This is a genomic window from Micromonospora salmantinae (assembly GCF_022230905.1).
In the GTDB taxonomy this organism is placed as follows: Bacteria; Actinomycetota; Actinomycetes; order Mycobacteriales; family Micromonosporaceae; genus Micromonospora; species Micromonospora salmantinae.
On sequence record NZ_JAKKFG010000017.1, the window covers coordinates 24,738 to 40,112 of the forward strand.

General features: G+C 70.3%; 14 protein-coding genes. 10 read left to right on the top strand and 4 right to left on the bottom strand.

The features are described 5' to 3' along the window. Position 1 precedes the first annotated feature (1 nt). The 7 genes from nuoI to PSH03_RS14925 all read left to right on the top strand — a co-directional run bounded on the left by nuoI (position 2) and on the right by PSH03_RS14925 (position 7,991). Complete coding sequence (gene nuoI, locus PSH03_RS14895; protein WP_210785491.1) at positions 2-643, top strand: NADH-quinone oxidoreductase subunit NuoI; 642 nt, start codon at positions 2-4, stop codon at positions 641-643. Next, positions 640-1,410: an NADH-quinone oxidoreductase subunit J gene (locus PSH03_RS14900; protein ID WP_238689480.1), complete on the top strand. Its 771-nt coding sequence runs from the start codon at positions 640-642 to the stop codon at positions 1,408-1,410. Before nuoI ends, PSH03_RS14900 begins: the two co-directional genes overlap by 4 nt. Continuing rightward, positions 1,410-1,727, top strand: a complete 318-nt coding sequence (gene nuoK / locus PSH03_RS14905; protein ID WP_210785493.1) for an NADH-quinone oxidoreductase subunit NuoK — start codon at positions 1,410-1,412, stop codon at positions 1,725-1,727. Before PSH03_RS14900 ends, nuoK begins: the two co-directional genes overlap by 1 nt. A 12-nt stretch (positions 1,728-1,739) precedes the next feature. Then, the gene (gene nuoL, locus PSH03_RS14910; protein ID WP_238689481.1) at positions 1,740-3,665 is read left to right on the top strand and encodes an NADH-quinone oxidoreductase subunit L; all 1,926 of its coding nucleotides are present in this window, start codon (positions 1,740-1,742) and stop codon (positions 3,663-3,665) included. Positions 3,666-3,729: 64 nt separating this feature from the next. Continuing rightward, positions 3,730-5,265, top strand: a complete 1,536-nt coding sequence (locus PSH03_RS14915) for an NADH-quinone oxidoreductase subunit M (RefSeq protein WP_112585696.1) — start codon at positions 3,730-3,732, stop codon at positions 5,263-5,265. After that, complete coding sequence (gene nuoN, locus PSH03_RS14920) at positions 5,262-6,815, top strand: NADH-quinone oxidoreductase subunit NuoN (RefSeq protein ID WP_238689482.1); 1,554 nt, start codon at positions 5,262-5,264, stop codon at positions 6,813-6,815. The genes PSH03_RS14915 and nuoN overlap by 4 nt, the downstream gene beginning before the upstream one ends. A gap of 90 nt (positions 6,816-6,905) precedes the next feature. Further along, positions 6,906-7,991, top strand: a complete 1,086-nt coding sequence (locus PSH03_RS14925; RefSeq protein WP_210785496.1) for a polyprenyl synthetase family protein — start codon at positions 6,906-6,908, stop codon at positions 7,989-7,991. Here the strand turns inward: PSH03_RS14925 and PSH03_RS14930 are convergent. Continuing rightward, a complete protein-coding gene (locus PSH03_RS14930; RefSeq protein ID WP_210785497.1) occupies positions 7,967-9,196 on the bottom strand; it encodes an MFS transporter in 1,230 nt (409 codons plus the stop codon). The two genes, PSH03_RS14925 and PSH03_RS14930, sit on opposite strands and share 25 nt — an antisense overlap. Positions 9,197-9,350: 154 nt before the next feature. On the opposite strand from PSH03_RS14930, the gene PSH03_RS14935 reads away from it, so the two are divergent. Continuing rightward, positions 9,351-10,133, top strand: coding sequence for an IclR family transcriptional regulator (locus PSH03_RS14935; protein ID WP_210785498.1), 783 nt, complete (start codon positions 9,351-9,353; stop codon positions 10,131-10,133). 102 nt (positions 10,134-10,235) lie between these two features. Here PSH03_RS14935 and PSH03_RS14940 read toward each other — a convergent pair whose 3' ends face one another. Then, a complete protein-coding gene (locus PSH03_RS14940; RefSeq protein WP_238689483.1) occupies positions 10,236-12,362 on the bottom strand; it encodes a PhoX family protein in 2,127 nt (708 codons plus the stop codon). A gap of 226 nt (positions 12,363-12,588) precedes the next feature. Here PSH03_RS14940 and PSH03_RS14945 point away from each other — a divergent pair, with 226 nt between their 5' ends. After that, positions 12,589-13,104 (top strand): sigma-70 family RNA polymerase sigma factor, encoded by a 516-nt coding sequence (locus PSH03_RS14945; protein ID WP_051708644.1) that lies wholly within the window; start codon positions 12,589-12,591, stop codon positions 13,102-13,104. Beyond that, on the top strand, positions 13,101-13,817 hold the full coding sequence (locus tag PSH03_RS14950) for an anti-sigma factor family protein (protein ID WP_210785500.1): 717 nt from the start codon (positions 13,101-13,103) through the stop codon (positions 13,815-13,817). Before PSH03_RS14945 ends, PSH03_RS14950 begins: the two co-directional genes overlap by 4 nt. Before the next feature lie 103 nt (positions 13,818-13,920). Here the strand turns inward: PSH03_RS14950 and rarD are convergent, their stop codons facing one another. Both rarD and PSH03_RS14960 read right to left on the bottom strand, forming a co-directional pair. Further along, positions 13,921-14,847 carry an EamA family transporter RarD gene (rarD, locus tag PSH03_RS14955; protein WP_238689484.1) on the bottom strand — a complete coding sequence of 309 codons (927 nt, stop codon included), beginning with the start codon at positions 14,845-14,847 and terminating at the stop codon, positions 13,921-13,923. Continuing rightward, complete coding sequence (locus PSH03_RS14960) at positions 14,844-15,341, bottom strand: GNAT family N-acetyltransferase (RefSeq protein ID WP_210784021.1); 498 nt, start codon at positions 15,339-15,341, stop codon at positions 14,844-14,846. The genes rarD and PSH03_RS14960 overlap by 4 nt, the downstream gene beginning before the upstream one ends. Positions 15,342-15,375 lie beyond the last annotated feature (34 nt).

Below are 15,375 nucleotides of genomic sequence, written 5' to 3' on the forward strand. Positions count from 1 at the left end.
CGTGGGCGCGATCACCGGAACGTTCAAGGGATTCGGTGTCACCTTCTCGCACATGTTCAGGAAGGTCGTCACGACCGACTACCCGTTCAAGCCGCCGGTGTCGGCGCCGCGCTACCACGGGCGGCACATCCTCAACCGGCACCCGGACGGCCTGGAGAAGTGCATCGGCTGCGAGCTGTGCGCCTGGGCCTGCCCGGCGGACGCGATCTACGTCGAGGGTGGCGACAACACCGACGAGCAGCGCTTCTCGCCGGGTGAGCGGTACGCCAGCGTCTACCAGATCAACTACGCCCGCTGCATCTTCTGCGGGCTGTGCATCGAGGCATGCCCGACCCGGTCGCTCACCATGAGCAACGAGTACGAGTTGGCCCGGGACAACCGACAGGACCTGATCTTCACCAAGGAGCAGTTGCTCGCGCCGTTGCTGGAGGGCATGGAGCAGCCTCCGCACCCGATGCGGCTGGGTGACAGCGAGAAGGACTACTACGTCGGCGCGCTGGACAACCCGGGCACCTCCGCCGGTGCGGAGACGTCCCCGATGGGCCCCGGCCGCTACCAGGTCGAGGAGCACCCCGGCGTGACGTTCCCGGGCGCCGAGCAGGCCGCCCAGCGCGTGGCGGCCGGCAAGGGAGAAAAAGCATGACCACGTCTACGGTGCTCGCCGCGGCGGGTTCGGTCCCCACCGGCGAGGCGGTCACCTTCTGGATCCTCGCCCCGCTCGCGCTGATCGGCGGGATCGGGATGGTGGCCGCGCGCAACGCCGTGCACTCGGCGCTGTGGCTGGTGCTGACAATGCTCTGCCTGGGCGTCTTCTACGTGCTCCAGGCCGGTCCGTTCATCGGCATGGTGCAGATCATCGTCTACACCGGCGCGATCATGATGCTGTTCCTCTTCGTGCTGATGCTTGTCGGTCGGGACTCCACTGACTCGCTGATCGAGACGCTGCGCGGCCAGCGCGTCGCCGCGATCGTGCTCGGCCTGGGCTTCGCCGGCCTGGTCGGCACCGGCCTCTACCAGGCGCTCGACCGGACCAACACGGCCGGTCTGGACCAGGTCAACGCCGAGGGGAACGTGCAAGGCATCGCCCGACTGCTGTTCACCAAGTACGTCTTCGCGTTCGAGCTGACCTCGGCGCTGCTGATCACCGCGGCGGTCGGTGCCATGGTGCTGGCCCACGTCGAGCGGCGTAAGCAGGACAAGGTCGACCAGGTGTCGACGATGAAGGCACGCTTCGCCCCGGGCAACTACCCCGGCCCGAAGCCGGGCCCCGGCGTCTTCGCGACCTCCTCCTCGGTGGCCACCCCGGCCCGGCTGCCCGACGGCCGCCTGACCGACCGCAGCACCCCGGCGATCCTTCCGCAGCGCGAGCTGACCGCCGAGGAGACCTCGCTGAAGGGGACGGACAAGTAATGGGAACGTTCTTCTCGGTCGAGCCGACCTACTACCTCGTGCTCGCCGCGGTGCTGTTCACCATCGGCGCCGCCGGGGTGCTGGTCCGGCGCAACGCGATCGTGCTGTTCATGTGCGTGGAGCTGATGCTCAACGCGGCCAACCTGACGCTGGTCACCTTCAGCCGGATCAACGGTGACCTCAACGGCCAGATCATGGCGTTCTTCGTGATGGTGGTGGCGGCGGCCGAGGTCGTGGTCGGGCTCGCGATCATCATGTCCATCTTCCGGACGCGACGCTCGGCGAGTGTCGACGACGCCAACCTGCTCAAGTACTAGAGGGGTCCACCGGTGGAAGAGACTGTGGAATACGCCCAGGCCACGGGGCTGCTTGGGGGCGTCTGGCTGCTGGTGGCGATCCCGCTGGTCAGCGCGGCCATCCTGCTGCTGCTCGGCCGCCGGGCCGACCGCTGGGGGCACTGGTTGGGCGTCGCCGCCATCGGCGCCGCGTTCGTGCTCGGCCTGAGCTTCTTCTTCCAGCTGCGTGGCCTGGAGAACAAGTCGGTCGAGCTGAGCCTCTGGGACTTCATCGCCGTCGGAGATCTGCGCGTCGACTTCGGCCTGCTCTTCGACCCGCTGGCCGCGGTCTTCGTACTGCTGATCACCGGGGTGGGTTTCCTGATCCACCTGTACGCGGTGGAGTACATGGCGCACGACGCGGGCCGTCGTCGGTTCTTCGCGTACTTCAACCTGTTCGTCGCGGCGATGCTGCTGCTGGTGCTCGGCAACAACTACGTGATGCTGTACTTCGGCTGGGAGGGCGTCGGTCTGGCGTCGTACCTGCTGATCTCCTTCTGGACCGAGCGGCCGAGCGCGGCCACCGCCGGCAAGAAGGCGTTCCTGATGAACCGGGTCGGCGACGCCGGCCTGGCCATCGGCATCTTCATCATGTTCGCCACCCTGGGCACCACCCAGTACGACGAGGTGTTCAACGGTGTCGGCGCGCTGACCGGCACCACGGTGCTGGTCCTCGGCCTGTTGCTGCTGCTCGGGGCTGCCGGCAAGTCCGGCCAGTTCCCGCTCCAGGCGTGGTTGCCGGACGCGATGGAGGGCCCGACCCCCGTGTCGGCGCTCATCCACGCCGCCACCATGGTCACCGCGGGCGTCTACCTGATCGCCCGGTCCAACCCGATCTTCTCGGCCAACTCGACGCTGCAACTCGTGGTGGTCAGCGTCGGCGCGCTCACCCTGCTGATCGGCTGCATCATCGGTGCGGCCAAGGACGACATCAAGCGGGTGCTCGCCTGGTCGACGGTGAGCCAGATCGGCTACATGTTCCTCGGTGTCGGCCTCGGCGGCGCGGCGTACGCGCTGGCCATCGTGCACCTGCTGGCGCACGGCTTCTTCAAGGCCAACATGTTCCTGGGCGCCGGCTCGGTCATGCACGGAATGAAGGACCAGGTCGACATCCGCCGCTTCGGTGGGCTGTCCAAGTACATGAAGATCACCTGGTTGACCTTCATGATGGGCTGGCTGGCCATCATCGGCATGTTCCCGTTCTCCGGCTTCTTCTCCAAGGAGCCGATCATCGTGGCCGCCTTCGAGCGGGAGGACTGGACCGCCTGGCTCTTCGGCGGTGCGGCACTGCTCGGCGCCGGGCTCACCGCGTTCTACATGACGCGGCTGTTCGTGCTCACGTTCCACGGGCCGCAGCGGTGGACCGAGGACATCGAGCACCCGCACGAGTCGCCGAAGCTGATGACCATCCCGCTGATCCTGCTGGCGGTCGGGTCGGTCGGCGCCGGCTTCCTGCTCGCCACGTCCGTTCCGGACTGGCTGACGGAGACCGCCGGGCTGGGCGGCGAGCACGCGGAGCACGAGGCGGTCCTCTCGCACACCGTGATCACCATCCTGTCGCTGCTGGTCACCGTGCTCGGTGCCGGGCTCGCCTGGTTCCTGTTCCGGGCAGGCACTGCCACCGCGCCGCAGCCGGCCGGCGTGCTGGTCACCGCCGCCCGGCGCAACCTCTACACCGACACGGTCAACGAGGCGGTCTTCGAGAAGCCGGGCATCTTCCTCACCCGGGCGCTGGTGTACCTCGACAACCGGGGCATCGACGGGCTCGTCAACGGGCTCGCCGCCGCGGTCGGCGGGGGCTCGGGCCGCCTCCGTCGGATGCAGACCGGCTTTGTCCGCTCGTACGCCACCTCGATCCTGGCCGGTGCGCTGCTGGTGATGGCGGCGTTCCTGGCGGTGCAGGCGGGGTGGTTGGCGTGATCGACCTCAATACGCCCGCCCCCGCCGGCGGACCACGCATCCACGACGGAGGTAAGGCCGCATAATGTCCAACTTCCCGTTCCTCTCGGTGCTCACCGTGGCGCCGCTGGTGGGCGCCCTGGTGGTGGCCTTCCTGCCGCGCCACCGCCCGGAGCTGGCCAAGCAGGTGGCGTTCGCCTGGTCGCTGCTCGTGCTGGTGCTGTCGGTGGTGATGTGGGTCAGCTTCAACGCCGGCGGTGACCGGTTCCAGTTCCGCGAGTCGTACTCCTGGATTCCGAACTGGGGGGTCAGCTTCACCTTCGCCGCCGACGGCATCGCGCTGGTGATGCTGATGCTGATCGCGGTGCTGGTGCCGCTGGTGATCCTGGCGTCCTGGCACGACGCCGAGTCGTCGAAGCGGTCGGTGCCCGTCTACTTCGCGCTGCTGCTGGTCCTCGAGTGCACGATGATCGGCGTCTTCGCGGCCGCCGACGTCTTCCTGTTCTACGTGTTCTTCGAGGTCATGCTGGTGCCGATGTACTTCCTCATCGGCAGCTACGGCGGCCACCAGCGGCAGTACGCGGCGGTGAAGTTCTTCCTCTACTCGCTCGTCGGCGGTCTGTTCATGCTGGCCGCGGTGATCGGCCTGTGGGTGGTGGGCGGCAAGACCTTCGACTGGCAGGCGCTCTCGCAGGTCGACATCAGCACCGGCACCGAGCGGTGGCTGTTCCTCGGCTTCTTCCTCGCGTTCGCCATCAAGGCGCCGTTCTTCCCGTTCCACACCTGGTTGCCCGATGCCGGTGGCGCCGCCCCGGCGGGCGCGGCGGCGCTGCTCGTCGGCGTGCTGGACAAGGTCGGCACCTTCGGTATCCTGCGCTACTGCCTGCCGCTGTTCCCCGAGGCGTCGAAGTGGTTCGCGCCGTGGGCACTGGCCCTGGGTGTGATCGGCATCGTCTACGCCGCGCTGCTGGCGGTCGGCCAGAACGACCTCAAGCGGCTGGTGTCGTACACCTCGATCGCGCACTTCGGCTTCATCGGCGTGGGCATCTTCGCCTTCACCACCCAGGCCGGCACCGGCGCGGTGCTCTACATGCTCAACCACGGGCTGGCCACCGGCCTGCTCTTCCTGGTGGTGGGCATGCTGATCTCCCGGCGTGGTTCGGCGCTGATCAGCGACTTCGGTGGCGCCGGCAAGCTCGTCCCGGTGCTCGCCGGGGTGCTCTTCTTCGCCGGTCTCGCCTCGCTCGCGCTGCCCGGCACTGCACCGTTCATCTCCGAGTTCCTGGTGCTGATCGGCACCTTCACCGTGAACAAGCCGGTCGCGGTCATCGCCACGCTCGGCATCATCCTGGCCGCCGCGTACGTGCTGTGGATGGTGCAACGCACCACCCAGGGCACCCTCAACCCGGCGCTGACCGAGGTCGACGGCATGCGCCGGGACCTCAACCTGCGCGAGAAGGTAGTGGTCGCCCCGCTGATCGCGCTGATCGTGCTGCTCGGCTTCTTCCCCAAGCCGGTCACTGACGTGATCAACCCCGCCGTCCAGGCGACCATGGACGACATCGGCAGAACCGACCCGGCGCCGTCCGTGGGCGGCACCGTCCAGGAGGCGGCAAAGTGACCGAGTTGAAGCTGCCGTCGATCGACTACGCGGCGATCTCTCCGATCCTGATCATGCTGGGCACGGCGTTGCTCGGCGTGCTGGTCGAGGCCCTGGTGCCTCGTCGCTGGCGGCACGTGGTGCAGTTGACGCTGGCGCTGCTCGCGGTGCTCGCGGCCTTGACCATGGTGGTCCTCAGCGCCGATGAGCGGATCATCACCGCGGGTCAGGCGCTCGCGATCGACGGGCCGACGCTCTTCCTCCAGGGCGCGATCCTGGTGCTGGCAGCGATGGCGCTGCTGCTGATCGGTGACCGCTCGGTCGAGCGGGGCGGGGCGTTCGTCGCCCAGGCCGCGGTGACCGCGGAGTCGGCCGACGACCGGCGGCAGGCCGAGGGGCGCAACGGTCTCACCGAGGTCTACCCGCTGACCACGTTCGCGATCGGCGGCATGCTGATCTTCGTGGCGGCGAACGACCTGCTGACCATGTTCATCGCACTCGAGGTCTTCTCCCTGCCGCTCTACCTGCTCTGCGCGCTGGCCCGTCGCCGGCGTCTGCTGAGCCAGGAGGCGGCGATGAAGTACTTCCTGCTCGGCGCGTACGCCTCTGCGTTCTTCCTGTTCGGCGTGGCCCTGATCTACGGCTTCACCTCCGGCATCCCGGGCCGCACGGCCGGCGTCGACTTCGCCACCATCCACGCGGCGGTGGGCGAGTCGCCGGCCAGCCCGGTGCTCCTCTTCGCCGGCATGGCGCTGCTCGCCATCGGTCTGCTCTTCAAGGCCGCGGCGGCCCCGTTCCACGTCTGGACCCCGGACGTCTACCAGGGTGCTCCGACCCCGGTCACCGGGTTCATGGCGGCCTGCACCAAGGTCGCCGCGTTCGGTGCCCTGCTACGCGTCTTCCAGGTCGCGTTCGCCGACGCCAACTGGGACTTCACGCCGGTCCTCGGCGCGGTGGCGGTGCTGACCATGCTGGTGGGCGCGGTGCTCGCTGTCACCCAGACCGACATCAAGCGGCTGCTCGCGTACTCCTCGATCGCCAACGCCGGCTACCTGCTTGTCGGTGTGTTGGCGCCGAGCCGCGACGGGCTGGCCGGCACGATGTTCTACCTGGTCGCGTACGGCTTCTCGGTGCTGGCCGCGTTCGCCGTGGTGACGCTGGTACGGGACGACGACGGCGAGGCCACCCACCTGTCCCGCTGGGCCGGGCTGGGCCGCCGGTCGCCGTTCTTCGCCGCGCTGTTCACGTTCATCCTGCTGGCCTTCGCCGGTATTCCGCTGACCAGCGGCTTCACCAGCAAGTTCGCCATCTTCGGGCCGGCGCTGGAGGGTGGCCAGGCCTGGCTGGTGATCGCCGGTGTGCTGACCAGCATGATCCTCGCGTTCCCGTACCTGCGGGTCGTGGTGATGATGTGGCTCTCCGAGCCGGGCGAGTCCACCCCGACCGTCATGGTGCCCGGTGGGCTAACCTCCGCCGCGCTGATGATCGGTGTGCTGGCGACCCTGGTGTTGGGTGTCGCCCCGGCGCCGCTGCTCGATCTGGCTGCCGGAGCCGCCGAATTCGTTCGGTAACCGAAGGTTCGATCACCGGGGGTCGGCGCGTGTTCACGTGCCGGCCCCCGGTGCGTATCCCCGGGCCGGAGCAGGTCGAACGGGTGTGGCATGGTTGATAGCGTGGTGAATCCGGCGGGCGAGCGTTCAGGTGCCTCCGGCTCCGGCGGTCGACGGGGTCGGGCGAGCACGAGTCAGTTCGGCGCGCTTGGCCTCAGCCTCTCCGATCCCCGTGTCGAGGCGTCCGTGCTGGGTCTTCTGGACACGGTCGAGGTCGAGTTGCGGGCCAGCGTGGCCAGTGCCGACCCGTTCGTCACCGAGGCCGCCCGGCACCTCGTCGAGGCCGGCGGGAAGCGGTTCCGGCCGTTGCTGGTGGCGCTCGGCGCCCAGTTCGGTGACCCGACCGGTGCGCAGGTGGTCCCGGCCGCCGTGGTGATGGAGCTCACTCACCTCGCCACCCTCTACCACGACGACGTGATGGACGAGGCCGCCGTCCGTCGGGGCGCGCCGAGCGCGAACTCCCGGTGGACCAACTCGGTCGCCATCCTGGTCGGCGACTACCTCTTCGCCCGCGCGGCGGACATCGCCGCCGACCTGGGCCCCGAGGCGGTCCGGTTGCAGGCGCGCACCTTCGCCCGGCTGGTGCACGGCCAGATCGCGGAGACGGTCGGGCCGCGCGCCGACGACGACCCGGTGGCCCACTACCTGCACGTGATCGCCGAGAAGACGGGCTCGCTGATCGCCACGTCCGCCCGTTTCGGTGGCATGTTCGGTGGCGCCGCCCCTGAGCACGTGGAGGCCCTGGCCGGGTACGGCGAGACGATCGGCGTCGCCTTCCAGCTCTCCGACGACCTGCTGGACATCGCCTCCGAGTCGGTGCAGTCGGGCAAGACCCCCGGCACGGACCTGCGCGAGGGTGTCCCGACGCTGCCGGTGCTCTACGCCCGCGAGGCGGACGACTCCGACGCGTCGTCGGTGCGGCTGCGGGAGATCCTGGCGACCGGCCCGTTGACCGACGACGCGCTGCACGCCGAGGCGTTGGGGCTGCTCCGGGAGAGCGCGGCGCTCAAGCGGGCCCGGGAGACCGTGCGCAGCTACGCCGAGGAGGCCCGCGCGCAGCTCGCCCCGCTGCCACAGGGCCCGTCCCGCAGCGCGCTCGAGTCGCTCTGCGACTACATCGCCGACCGCACCAGCTGATCCACGCCCCGGCCCGCTGCGGCGGCGGCGCGGGTCAACAGTCGGCTGCCGACGAGCATGAGGGCGGCGGCGAGCAGCATCGCCACGGCCGCGATGGTCCACATCGCCGGGTAACCGAGGTGGGCGGCGAGTGGGCCCAGGCTCAGCGGGCCGAGACAGCCGCCCGCGTACACCCCGGTCTGGGTGATCGAGGTGGCGGCGGCCGGTGACTGCGGGTGGAGCCGGACCACGGCGAAGTTCATCAGGCCGGGCCAGGCCCAGCCCAGGCCGAAGCCGAGCACCACGCCGACCACCAACGGCACCGAGCCGGTCAACGCGAGCAGGCCCAGCCCGGCCGCGCCGACGAGCAGCATCGCGGCGATGAGGGCGACGTGGCCGGTCTCGCGGCGGTCGGCCACCCAGCCGGCGCCCACCCGAGACGCCACGCAGACCGCGCTACCGAGGGTCAGGGTGAGGCCGGCGAGGCCCGGCGACAGACCCCGGGCCGCGGCGGAGTCCACCAGGAAGGTGCCCAGCGAGTTGGCCGCGCCCGAGGCCAACGTCGCCGCCGCGCCGATCACCACCAGCGCCGCCGTCGCCCGACCGGCGCGCGCGGCGCCGGCCCGCCGGGCCGGGCCGGGCAACTGCCGGGGTACGGCGGCCAGCGTCGCCAGCGCGGCCACGGCGGCGGCCACGAACGCCCAGCGCCAGCCGGCGGTGAGCGCGATGGTGGGCACCGCCACCCCGGCCAGCAGGGTGGAGACCGGGATGGCGGCCTGCTTGACACCGAACGACAGCCCCTGCCGCCGGGCCGGCACGTGCTGGGCCAGCGCGGCGTTGCTGGCCAACTGGCCGAGCGCGTTCGCGGCGGCGCTGAGCGCGAGCAGGCCGACCAGCACCGGGTACGACCGGGCGAAGGCGGCCACGGCCAGCATCGACCCGGCGGCCAGCAGGATGCCGCAGCGGGCCACCACTGCCGGCCCGTACCGCTCGACCAACCGCCCGGAGGGCACCGAGGCCAGCGCGCTGATCCCGAAGTAGACGGAGACGGCCAGGCCCAGGCCGGCCGGCGAGAAGCCGAGGTCCGTGCCCATCTGCACGGCGAGACCGCCGAGCAGGAAGACGGGGAGTACGCAGGCCACTGTGGTGACGACTGCGCCGGCGCTGGCCCGGACCGGACGGGGTCGGGCAACGGCCGGATCGGGGGTGTTGGAGGTGTCGGTCATCGTTCGGCAAACCTACGCGAGCCCCGCTCACAGCACTCTTGGTGACTGGCGGGGCACAAGCTGTGGATGGTGATCTGGCATCCTCGACCCGAACAGGCATTTCGCACTGGGCCTGTTTTTCATATGGTGTAAGTCCCCGGCGGCGGAGGTGGTTGTGCGCGACCCCTTGGCAGAACCTTCGGACCTGATTCGCAGCGTGTCCCGAGCGCTACGGGTGCTGGAGTCGGTCGGTCGCGCCCCGAAGGGCCTGACCGTCAAGCAGATCGCCCGGCGCTGCGAGCTGACAGTGGCCACCACCTATCACCTGGTCCGCACCCTCGCCTACGAGGGCTACGTGATCCGTCGCGAGGACGGCACGTACATCGTGGGGTTGGAGGTGGCCGACCGGTACCGGGAGCTGGTGACGGCGTTCCGGGGCCCGCCGGCGGTCGGTGAGACGCTGCGGCGGGCCGCCCTGGACACCGGCTACAGCCACTACCTCGGTCGGTTCGTCGGCGGTCAGGTGGCCCTCACAGCGGTCGCCGAGGGGCACCGGTCGCCCTACCTGGAGGATCTGGTCCCCGGTTTCGACGAGGGGGCGCACGCGACAGCGCTCGGCAAGTCGTTGCTCGCCACCCTCACTACCGACCAGCGCTACCGCTATCTGCGCGAGTACGGCATGCGCCCGTTCACCACCGCCACGCTGACCACCACCGAGAGTTTCGAGGCCGACCTGGCCGCCGGCGACCGGCGTGGCATGCAACTGGAGATGGGGCAGTTCCGCCAGGGGGTGGCCTGCGCCGCGGTGCTCGTCGCGCCGGACAAGGACATGGAACGCCGGGTCGTGCTGGCCTGCGCGTTGCCGGCCAGCGAGATGATGACCTCCGCCCGGGTGGTACGCGCCAAGTTACTCACAGTGGCCCGCGGCGTGGCCGACAGCATCGCCACCGACAACTGACCGCCGAGAGGCCCTCTCCCGGGCTGGGAGAGGGCCTCTCGGGGCGGTCCGGCGCCGGACCGCCGGAGCAACGTCAGCGGCCGCTCGACCGCGGGTACGACGTCAGCTGCCCACCGGGCCGCCGTCGAGGCGCCAGGTGACCACCACGCCCGGCTTGGCGTAGTCACCGTCGGGCCAGTTCGAGGCCGGGTTCTCCACCGAGGCCCCGGTGATCTCGCCGGGGTGCTGCACGGCGACGAAGACCGAGCGGTTGTCGCCGGTGATGAACGGGCCGCAGGTCTCCGCGCCGAGCGGCACCGTCAGGAACTGCTTGAGGTGACCCCGCTCCGGGCCCTCCACGGCGGTGGCGAACAGGCCGTCGTTGCTGCCTAGCGCGTTGCCGTCGGTGGAGATCCAGAGGTTGCCGGTGGCGTCGAAGGCGACGTTGTCCGGGCAGGAGATCGGGGAGACCTTGGCCTTGTCGTACCCGGCGAAGAAGGTCGACGGGTCGGTCGGGTCGCCGCAGACGATCGGCAGCGACCAGGCGAAGGTCTCCGAGGTGTTGTCGTTGCGATCCTCGACCAGCTCCAGGATCTGCCCGTGCTTGTTGGCGTTGCGCGGGTTGGCCTCGTCCGCCTTCGGGTTGCTCCCGACGCCCCGGTTGGTGTTGTTTGTCAGCGCCACGTACACCTTGCCGGTGAGCAGGCTCGGCTCGACGTCCTCGGGGCGGTCCATCTTGGTCGCGCCGACCTTGTCACCGGCGAGCCGGGTGAAGGTGAGCACGTCGGCGGCGGTCATCCCGTCGACGAACGACCGGTTGCCGCTGACCAGCCTGATCCAGCGACCCCGACCGTTGAACGCGCCGTCGGCCGGGAGCTTGCCCGTGCCGTCGATCTCGGCGGCGCTGGTCTGGTCGAGCTTCGCCACGTAGAGCGTGCCGGACTCCAGCAGGGTCAGGTTGTGCTTGCGGGCAGCCCAGGAGTTGCCCTTCATGAACTTCTTGTCCGAGACGAACTTGTAGAGGTAGTCGAACCGCTCGTCGTCGCCCATGTACGCGACCACGTGGCCGTCCTTCGCGACGATCACGTTGGCGCCCTCGTGCTTGAACCGGCCCAGCGCTGTGTGCTTGCGCGGGCGGCTCTCCGGGTCGAACGGGTCGATCTCGACGATCCAGCCGAACCGGTGTGCCTCGTTGGGGTGCTTCGCCAGGTCGAAGCGCTCGTCCGCGCGCTCCCACTTGCGGCTGCCGCTGGGGTAGCGGCTGGCGGTGCTGATGCCGTAACGGTCCAGCTTCGGCTTCAGCTCGGCCGGGGCGGCGTCGGCGCCCACGAAGTACTGGTTGAAGTTCTCCTCGCCGGAGAGCACAGTGCCCCACGGGGTTACGCCACCGGCGCAGTTGTTCAGCGTGCCGACGACAGTGCGGCCCCTGGGGTCGGCGGCGGTCTTCAGCCAGGCCGAGCCGGCGGCCGGGCCGGTCAGGTCGAACTTGGTGCTCAGCGCGGTGACCCGCCGGTTGTACGGCCGTGGGCCCTTGCCCACCGGCTTCCACTGCCCGGTGCCCGCGACCCGCTCAAGCTCCACCACTGACATGCCGTGCGCGGCCATGGCGGTGCGCAGCTGCTCCACGGAGAGCCCGTCCAGGCCGGGGAAGCCCGGGAACATCAGGTCCTCGTTCGTGTACTCGTGGTTGACCACGAGCAGTGCCCGCTTGCCCTGCTTGTCCAGCGGCAGCACGCCCACGAAGTCGTTGTTGTAACCGAACTGCTTGGACTGCGCGGCGGCGGTCTGGTGGTGCAGGTCGAACTCCGGCGCGCCCGGCAGCACCGGGTCACCCCACTTGATCACCACGGCGTGGTCGTAGCCGTTCGGCACGACCAGGGTGTCCAGCTTGTTTGGTGGGATCGGCTTGAAGGTCAGCGCGCCGTTGCCGACCCCGGTGCCGGGACGACCGAACCCGAAGTTCTCCGGTACGTCCGGGGCGGTCGGGGCCGCCATGGCCGGGGCCGCTCCGGCGAGCGCGCCGGCTGCCGCGCCGCCGAAGCCGAGCACCAGCGCGCCGACCGCGCCGGCCCGGACCACGCCACGCCGCGACACCTCGGCGTTCACCACGTCACCGAAGTACGCGTTGTCGGAGGTGTTCGGGACCGGGTGGTCACACGCGTTTCCGCACCGGTACAGACAGGTCATGGCATCACGGGTGCCATGGCGGGTGCCGTTCAACAGGGGGAGCAGCCGGGGACGGTCGCTCATGGGGGAAGCCTCCAGAGAAGTCGGTGGCACGACAGGCGGCGTACCAGCCGGACGCTAGGAGGACGTGGTGAGCGCTCGTCAGCCGCGATGTGAACCGGGCATGAACACCTTCGTCGGTGGCACCACCACGCAACCGGTCTGACCTCGGGCTGAACCGATCGGCGTGACAGCACGTATTCCCGAGCGAACGCACCGCCGGACGCGCGCCGGAAGCGAGGAGACCGCCATCAGCGACCACGACGCCCAACTGCTGCGCGCGCTGCACGACGAGCACGCGGAGGCGCTGTACGCCCATGCTCTGCGGCTGGTCAACGGGGACCGGCAGCGGGCCGAGGACCTGGTGCAGGAGACGCTGCTGCGGGCCTGGCGACATCCGGAGTCACTCGACCCGAGGCGTGGATCGGTGCGGTCCTGGCTGTTCACCACCGCCCGCAACCTGGCCATCGACGCCTGGCGGCGCCGATCCACCCGGGTCGGCGAGGTGTTCACCGACGATCTGCCCGAACCGCCCGAGGTGATCGACGAGGCCGAACGGGCGGTGGAGGCGTGGACCGTCGCCGAGGCGCTGAACCGGCTCAGCCCGACCCACCGGGAGGTGCTGGTCGAGTGCTTCTACCAGGGGCGGTCGGTGGCCGAGGCGGCGTCCCGCCTGGGCGTACCGCCAGGGACCGTGAAATCCCGCACCCACTACGCGCTGCGGTCTCTACGGTTGGTCCTGGCCGAGATGGGGGTGACGGGATGACCCGGTGCGAGTTCGCGTACGACGACGGCGCGTACGTGCTGGGCGCCCTGGCCCCCGCCGAGCGGGCGGCCTACGAGCGGCACCTCGGCGGGTGCGCCGAGTGTCGGGAGGCGGTCGCCGAGATCGCGGTCCTGCCCGGGTTGCTCGGGCGCCTCGACCCGGCGGGGTTGGAGCAGATCCTGCCGCCGCCGGCCCCGCCCCGGGTGCCCGCACTGCTCGACGAGGCCCGCCAGCGCCGTCGTCGGGAACGCGCCGCGGACCGGCGACGGTACGCACTGACCACACTGGCCGCCGCCGGGCTGGCGCTGCTGGTCGGCGTGGGCACCGCAGTGGCGCTGCCCCGAACGGTCGACCCGTCCGGGCCGCCCGGCGCGCAGGGCACATCGACACCACAGGTGTCGATGGTCGCCATGCGGCCGGTGGCCGCCGCCGGGCCGGTGCACGCCGACCTCGGGCTCACCGGCACCAAGTGGGGCACCCAGGTGACCATGCGCTGCGGGTACGACGCGCGGACGAGCTACGGCAAGGCGTACCCGTTCCGGCTGGTGGCGCGGGGCCCGAACGGCGCCACCGAGCAGATCGGCTCCTGGTTGGCGGCGCCCGGCGACGACCTCAGCTTCACCGGCGCGACGAGGTTCACCGACGCCGAGCTGGTAAGCGTGGAGCTGCAAAAAGCCGACGGCACGCCCCTACTGACCTACGCCGTCCCCTAAACCACCCACCCACCCACCCCGGTCCTCCGCGATCTTGCACTTTCTGCCGTTCCATAAGGGGCATGGCAGGCATATAGACCACCGAAACTGCAAGATCGCGGGGTCAGGGGGTGGGGAGTGGGGTGGGGGCGGGGGTCTGTTGGCGGGACTGGCGGGTGCGGCGGGAGGTTCGGACGGCGTCGGCGGTGAAGACGATCAGGGCCAGCCAGACCAGCGCGAAGCCGGCCAGCCGGGCCGGCGGCATCGGCTCGTGGAAGATCAGCACCCCGCAGCCGAGCTGAAGGATCGGCGCCAGGTACTGGATCATGCCGAGGCTGCTCAGGGGCAGTCGGTTGGCCGCCCCGGCGAACAGCAGCAGGGGAACCGCCGTGGCCGCGCCGGCCAGCACCAGCAGCGCTGTGTGCCCGGCCGAGACGTGCCCGAAGGTCAGGTCGGCCCTCGCCGTCAGCCAGCCCAGGTAGCCCAGCGCCGGCAACGCCAGCACCGCCGACTCGACGAAGAGCCCCTCCGCCGCCGGCAGCCCGAGCCGCTTCTTCACCAGGCCGTAGCCGGCGAAGCTGAACGCCAGGGTCAACGCCAACCAGGGCAGCCGGCCGTAGTCCACGGTGAGCACCGCGACCGCCGACGCGCCGATCCCCAGCGCCACCCACTGCGCCGGGCGCAGCCGCTCCCGCAGCACCGTCACCCCGAGCAGCACCACTACCAGCGGGTTGATGAAGTAGCCGAGCGCCGTCTCCACCACCCGGTCGGAGTTGACCCCGTAGATGTAGGCGCCCCAGTTCACAGCGATCAACGCGGCGGCGGCGACGATCCCCGCCACCGCCCAGGGGCGGCGCAGCAGCGACCGCAGGAAGCCGACGTTGCGCAGCGCCGCCAGTAGCAGCGCCACGAAGACCACCGACCAGACGATCCGGTGGGACAGGATCTCCAGCGGGCCGGCGGGTCGCAGCAGCTTCAGGTAGAGCGGAAAGAAACCCCAGAGCAGGTACGCGCCGAGGCCGTAGAGGTATCCCAGACGGAGTGGCGTCACGCCTCCACCGTAAGGGGCGTAGTGCTGCTTTGTTCCTTTCCGGTGATCGGGGTCACCGGGGCTCGACGGTCCAGCTGCATCCACCGTTGCGGCGCGTCCAGCGGGGTGAAGCCCACCCCCGCGTACACCTGGTGGGCGTCGTTGGTGCAGAGCAGGATCCGGCGTACGCCCAGCTCGTCCAGGTGGTCGCGGACCGCGCCGGCCAGCCACCCGCCCAGCCCTCGACCCCGGGCGGCCCGGTCGACGTACACGTCGCAGAGCCAGGCGAAGGTGGCACCGTCAGTGACGACCCGGGCCACCGCGACCTGGCGGCCGTCCTCCGGCCGGTAGATGCCGAACGGCAGCGAGCCGGCGAACGACCGCTCGGTGGTCTCCCGGTCCCGTCCGAGCGCCCAGTACGCGTCGGTGGACAACCAGTGGTGCACCAGGTCCAGGTCGATCCGCGCCGGATCGGTACTGAGCAGGTGGCCGTCGGAATAGGTCAGCGAGAACATGCCGCGACGCTAACCGCCGAGGTGGGCGGTCCGG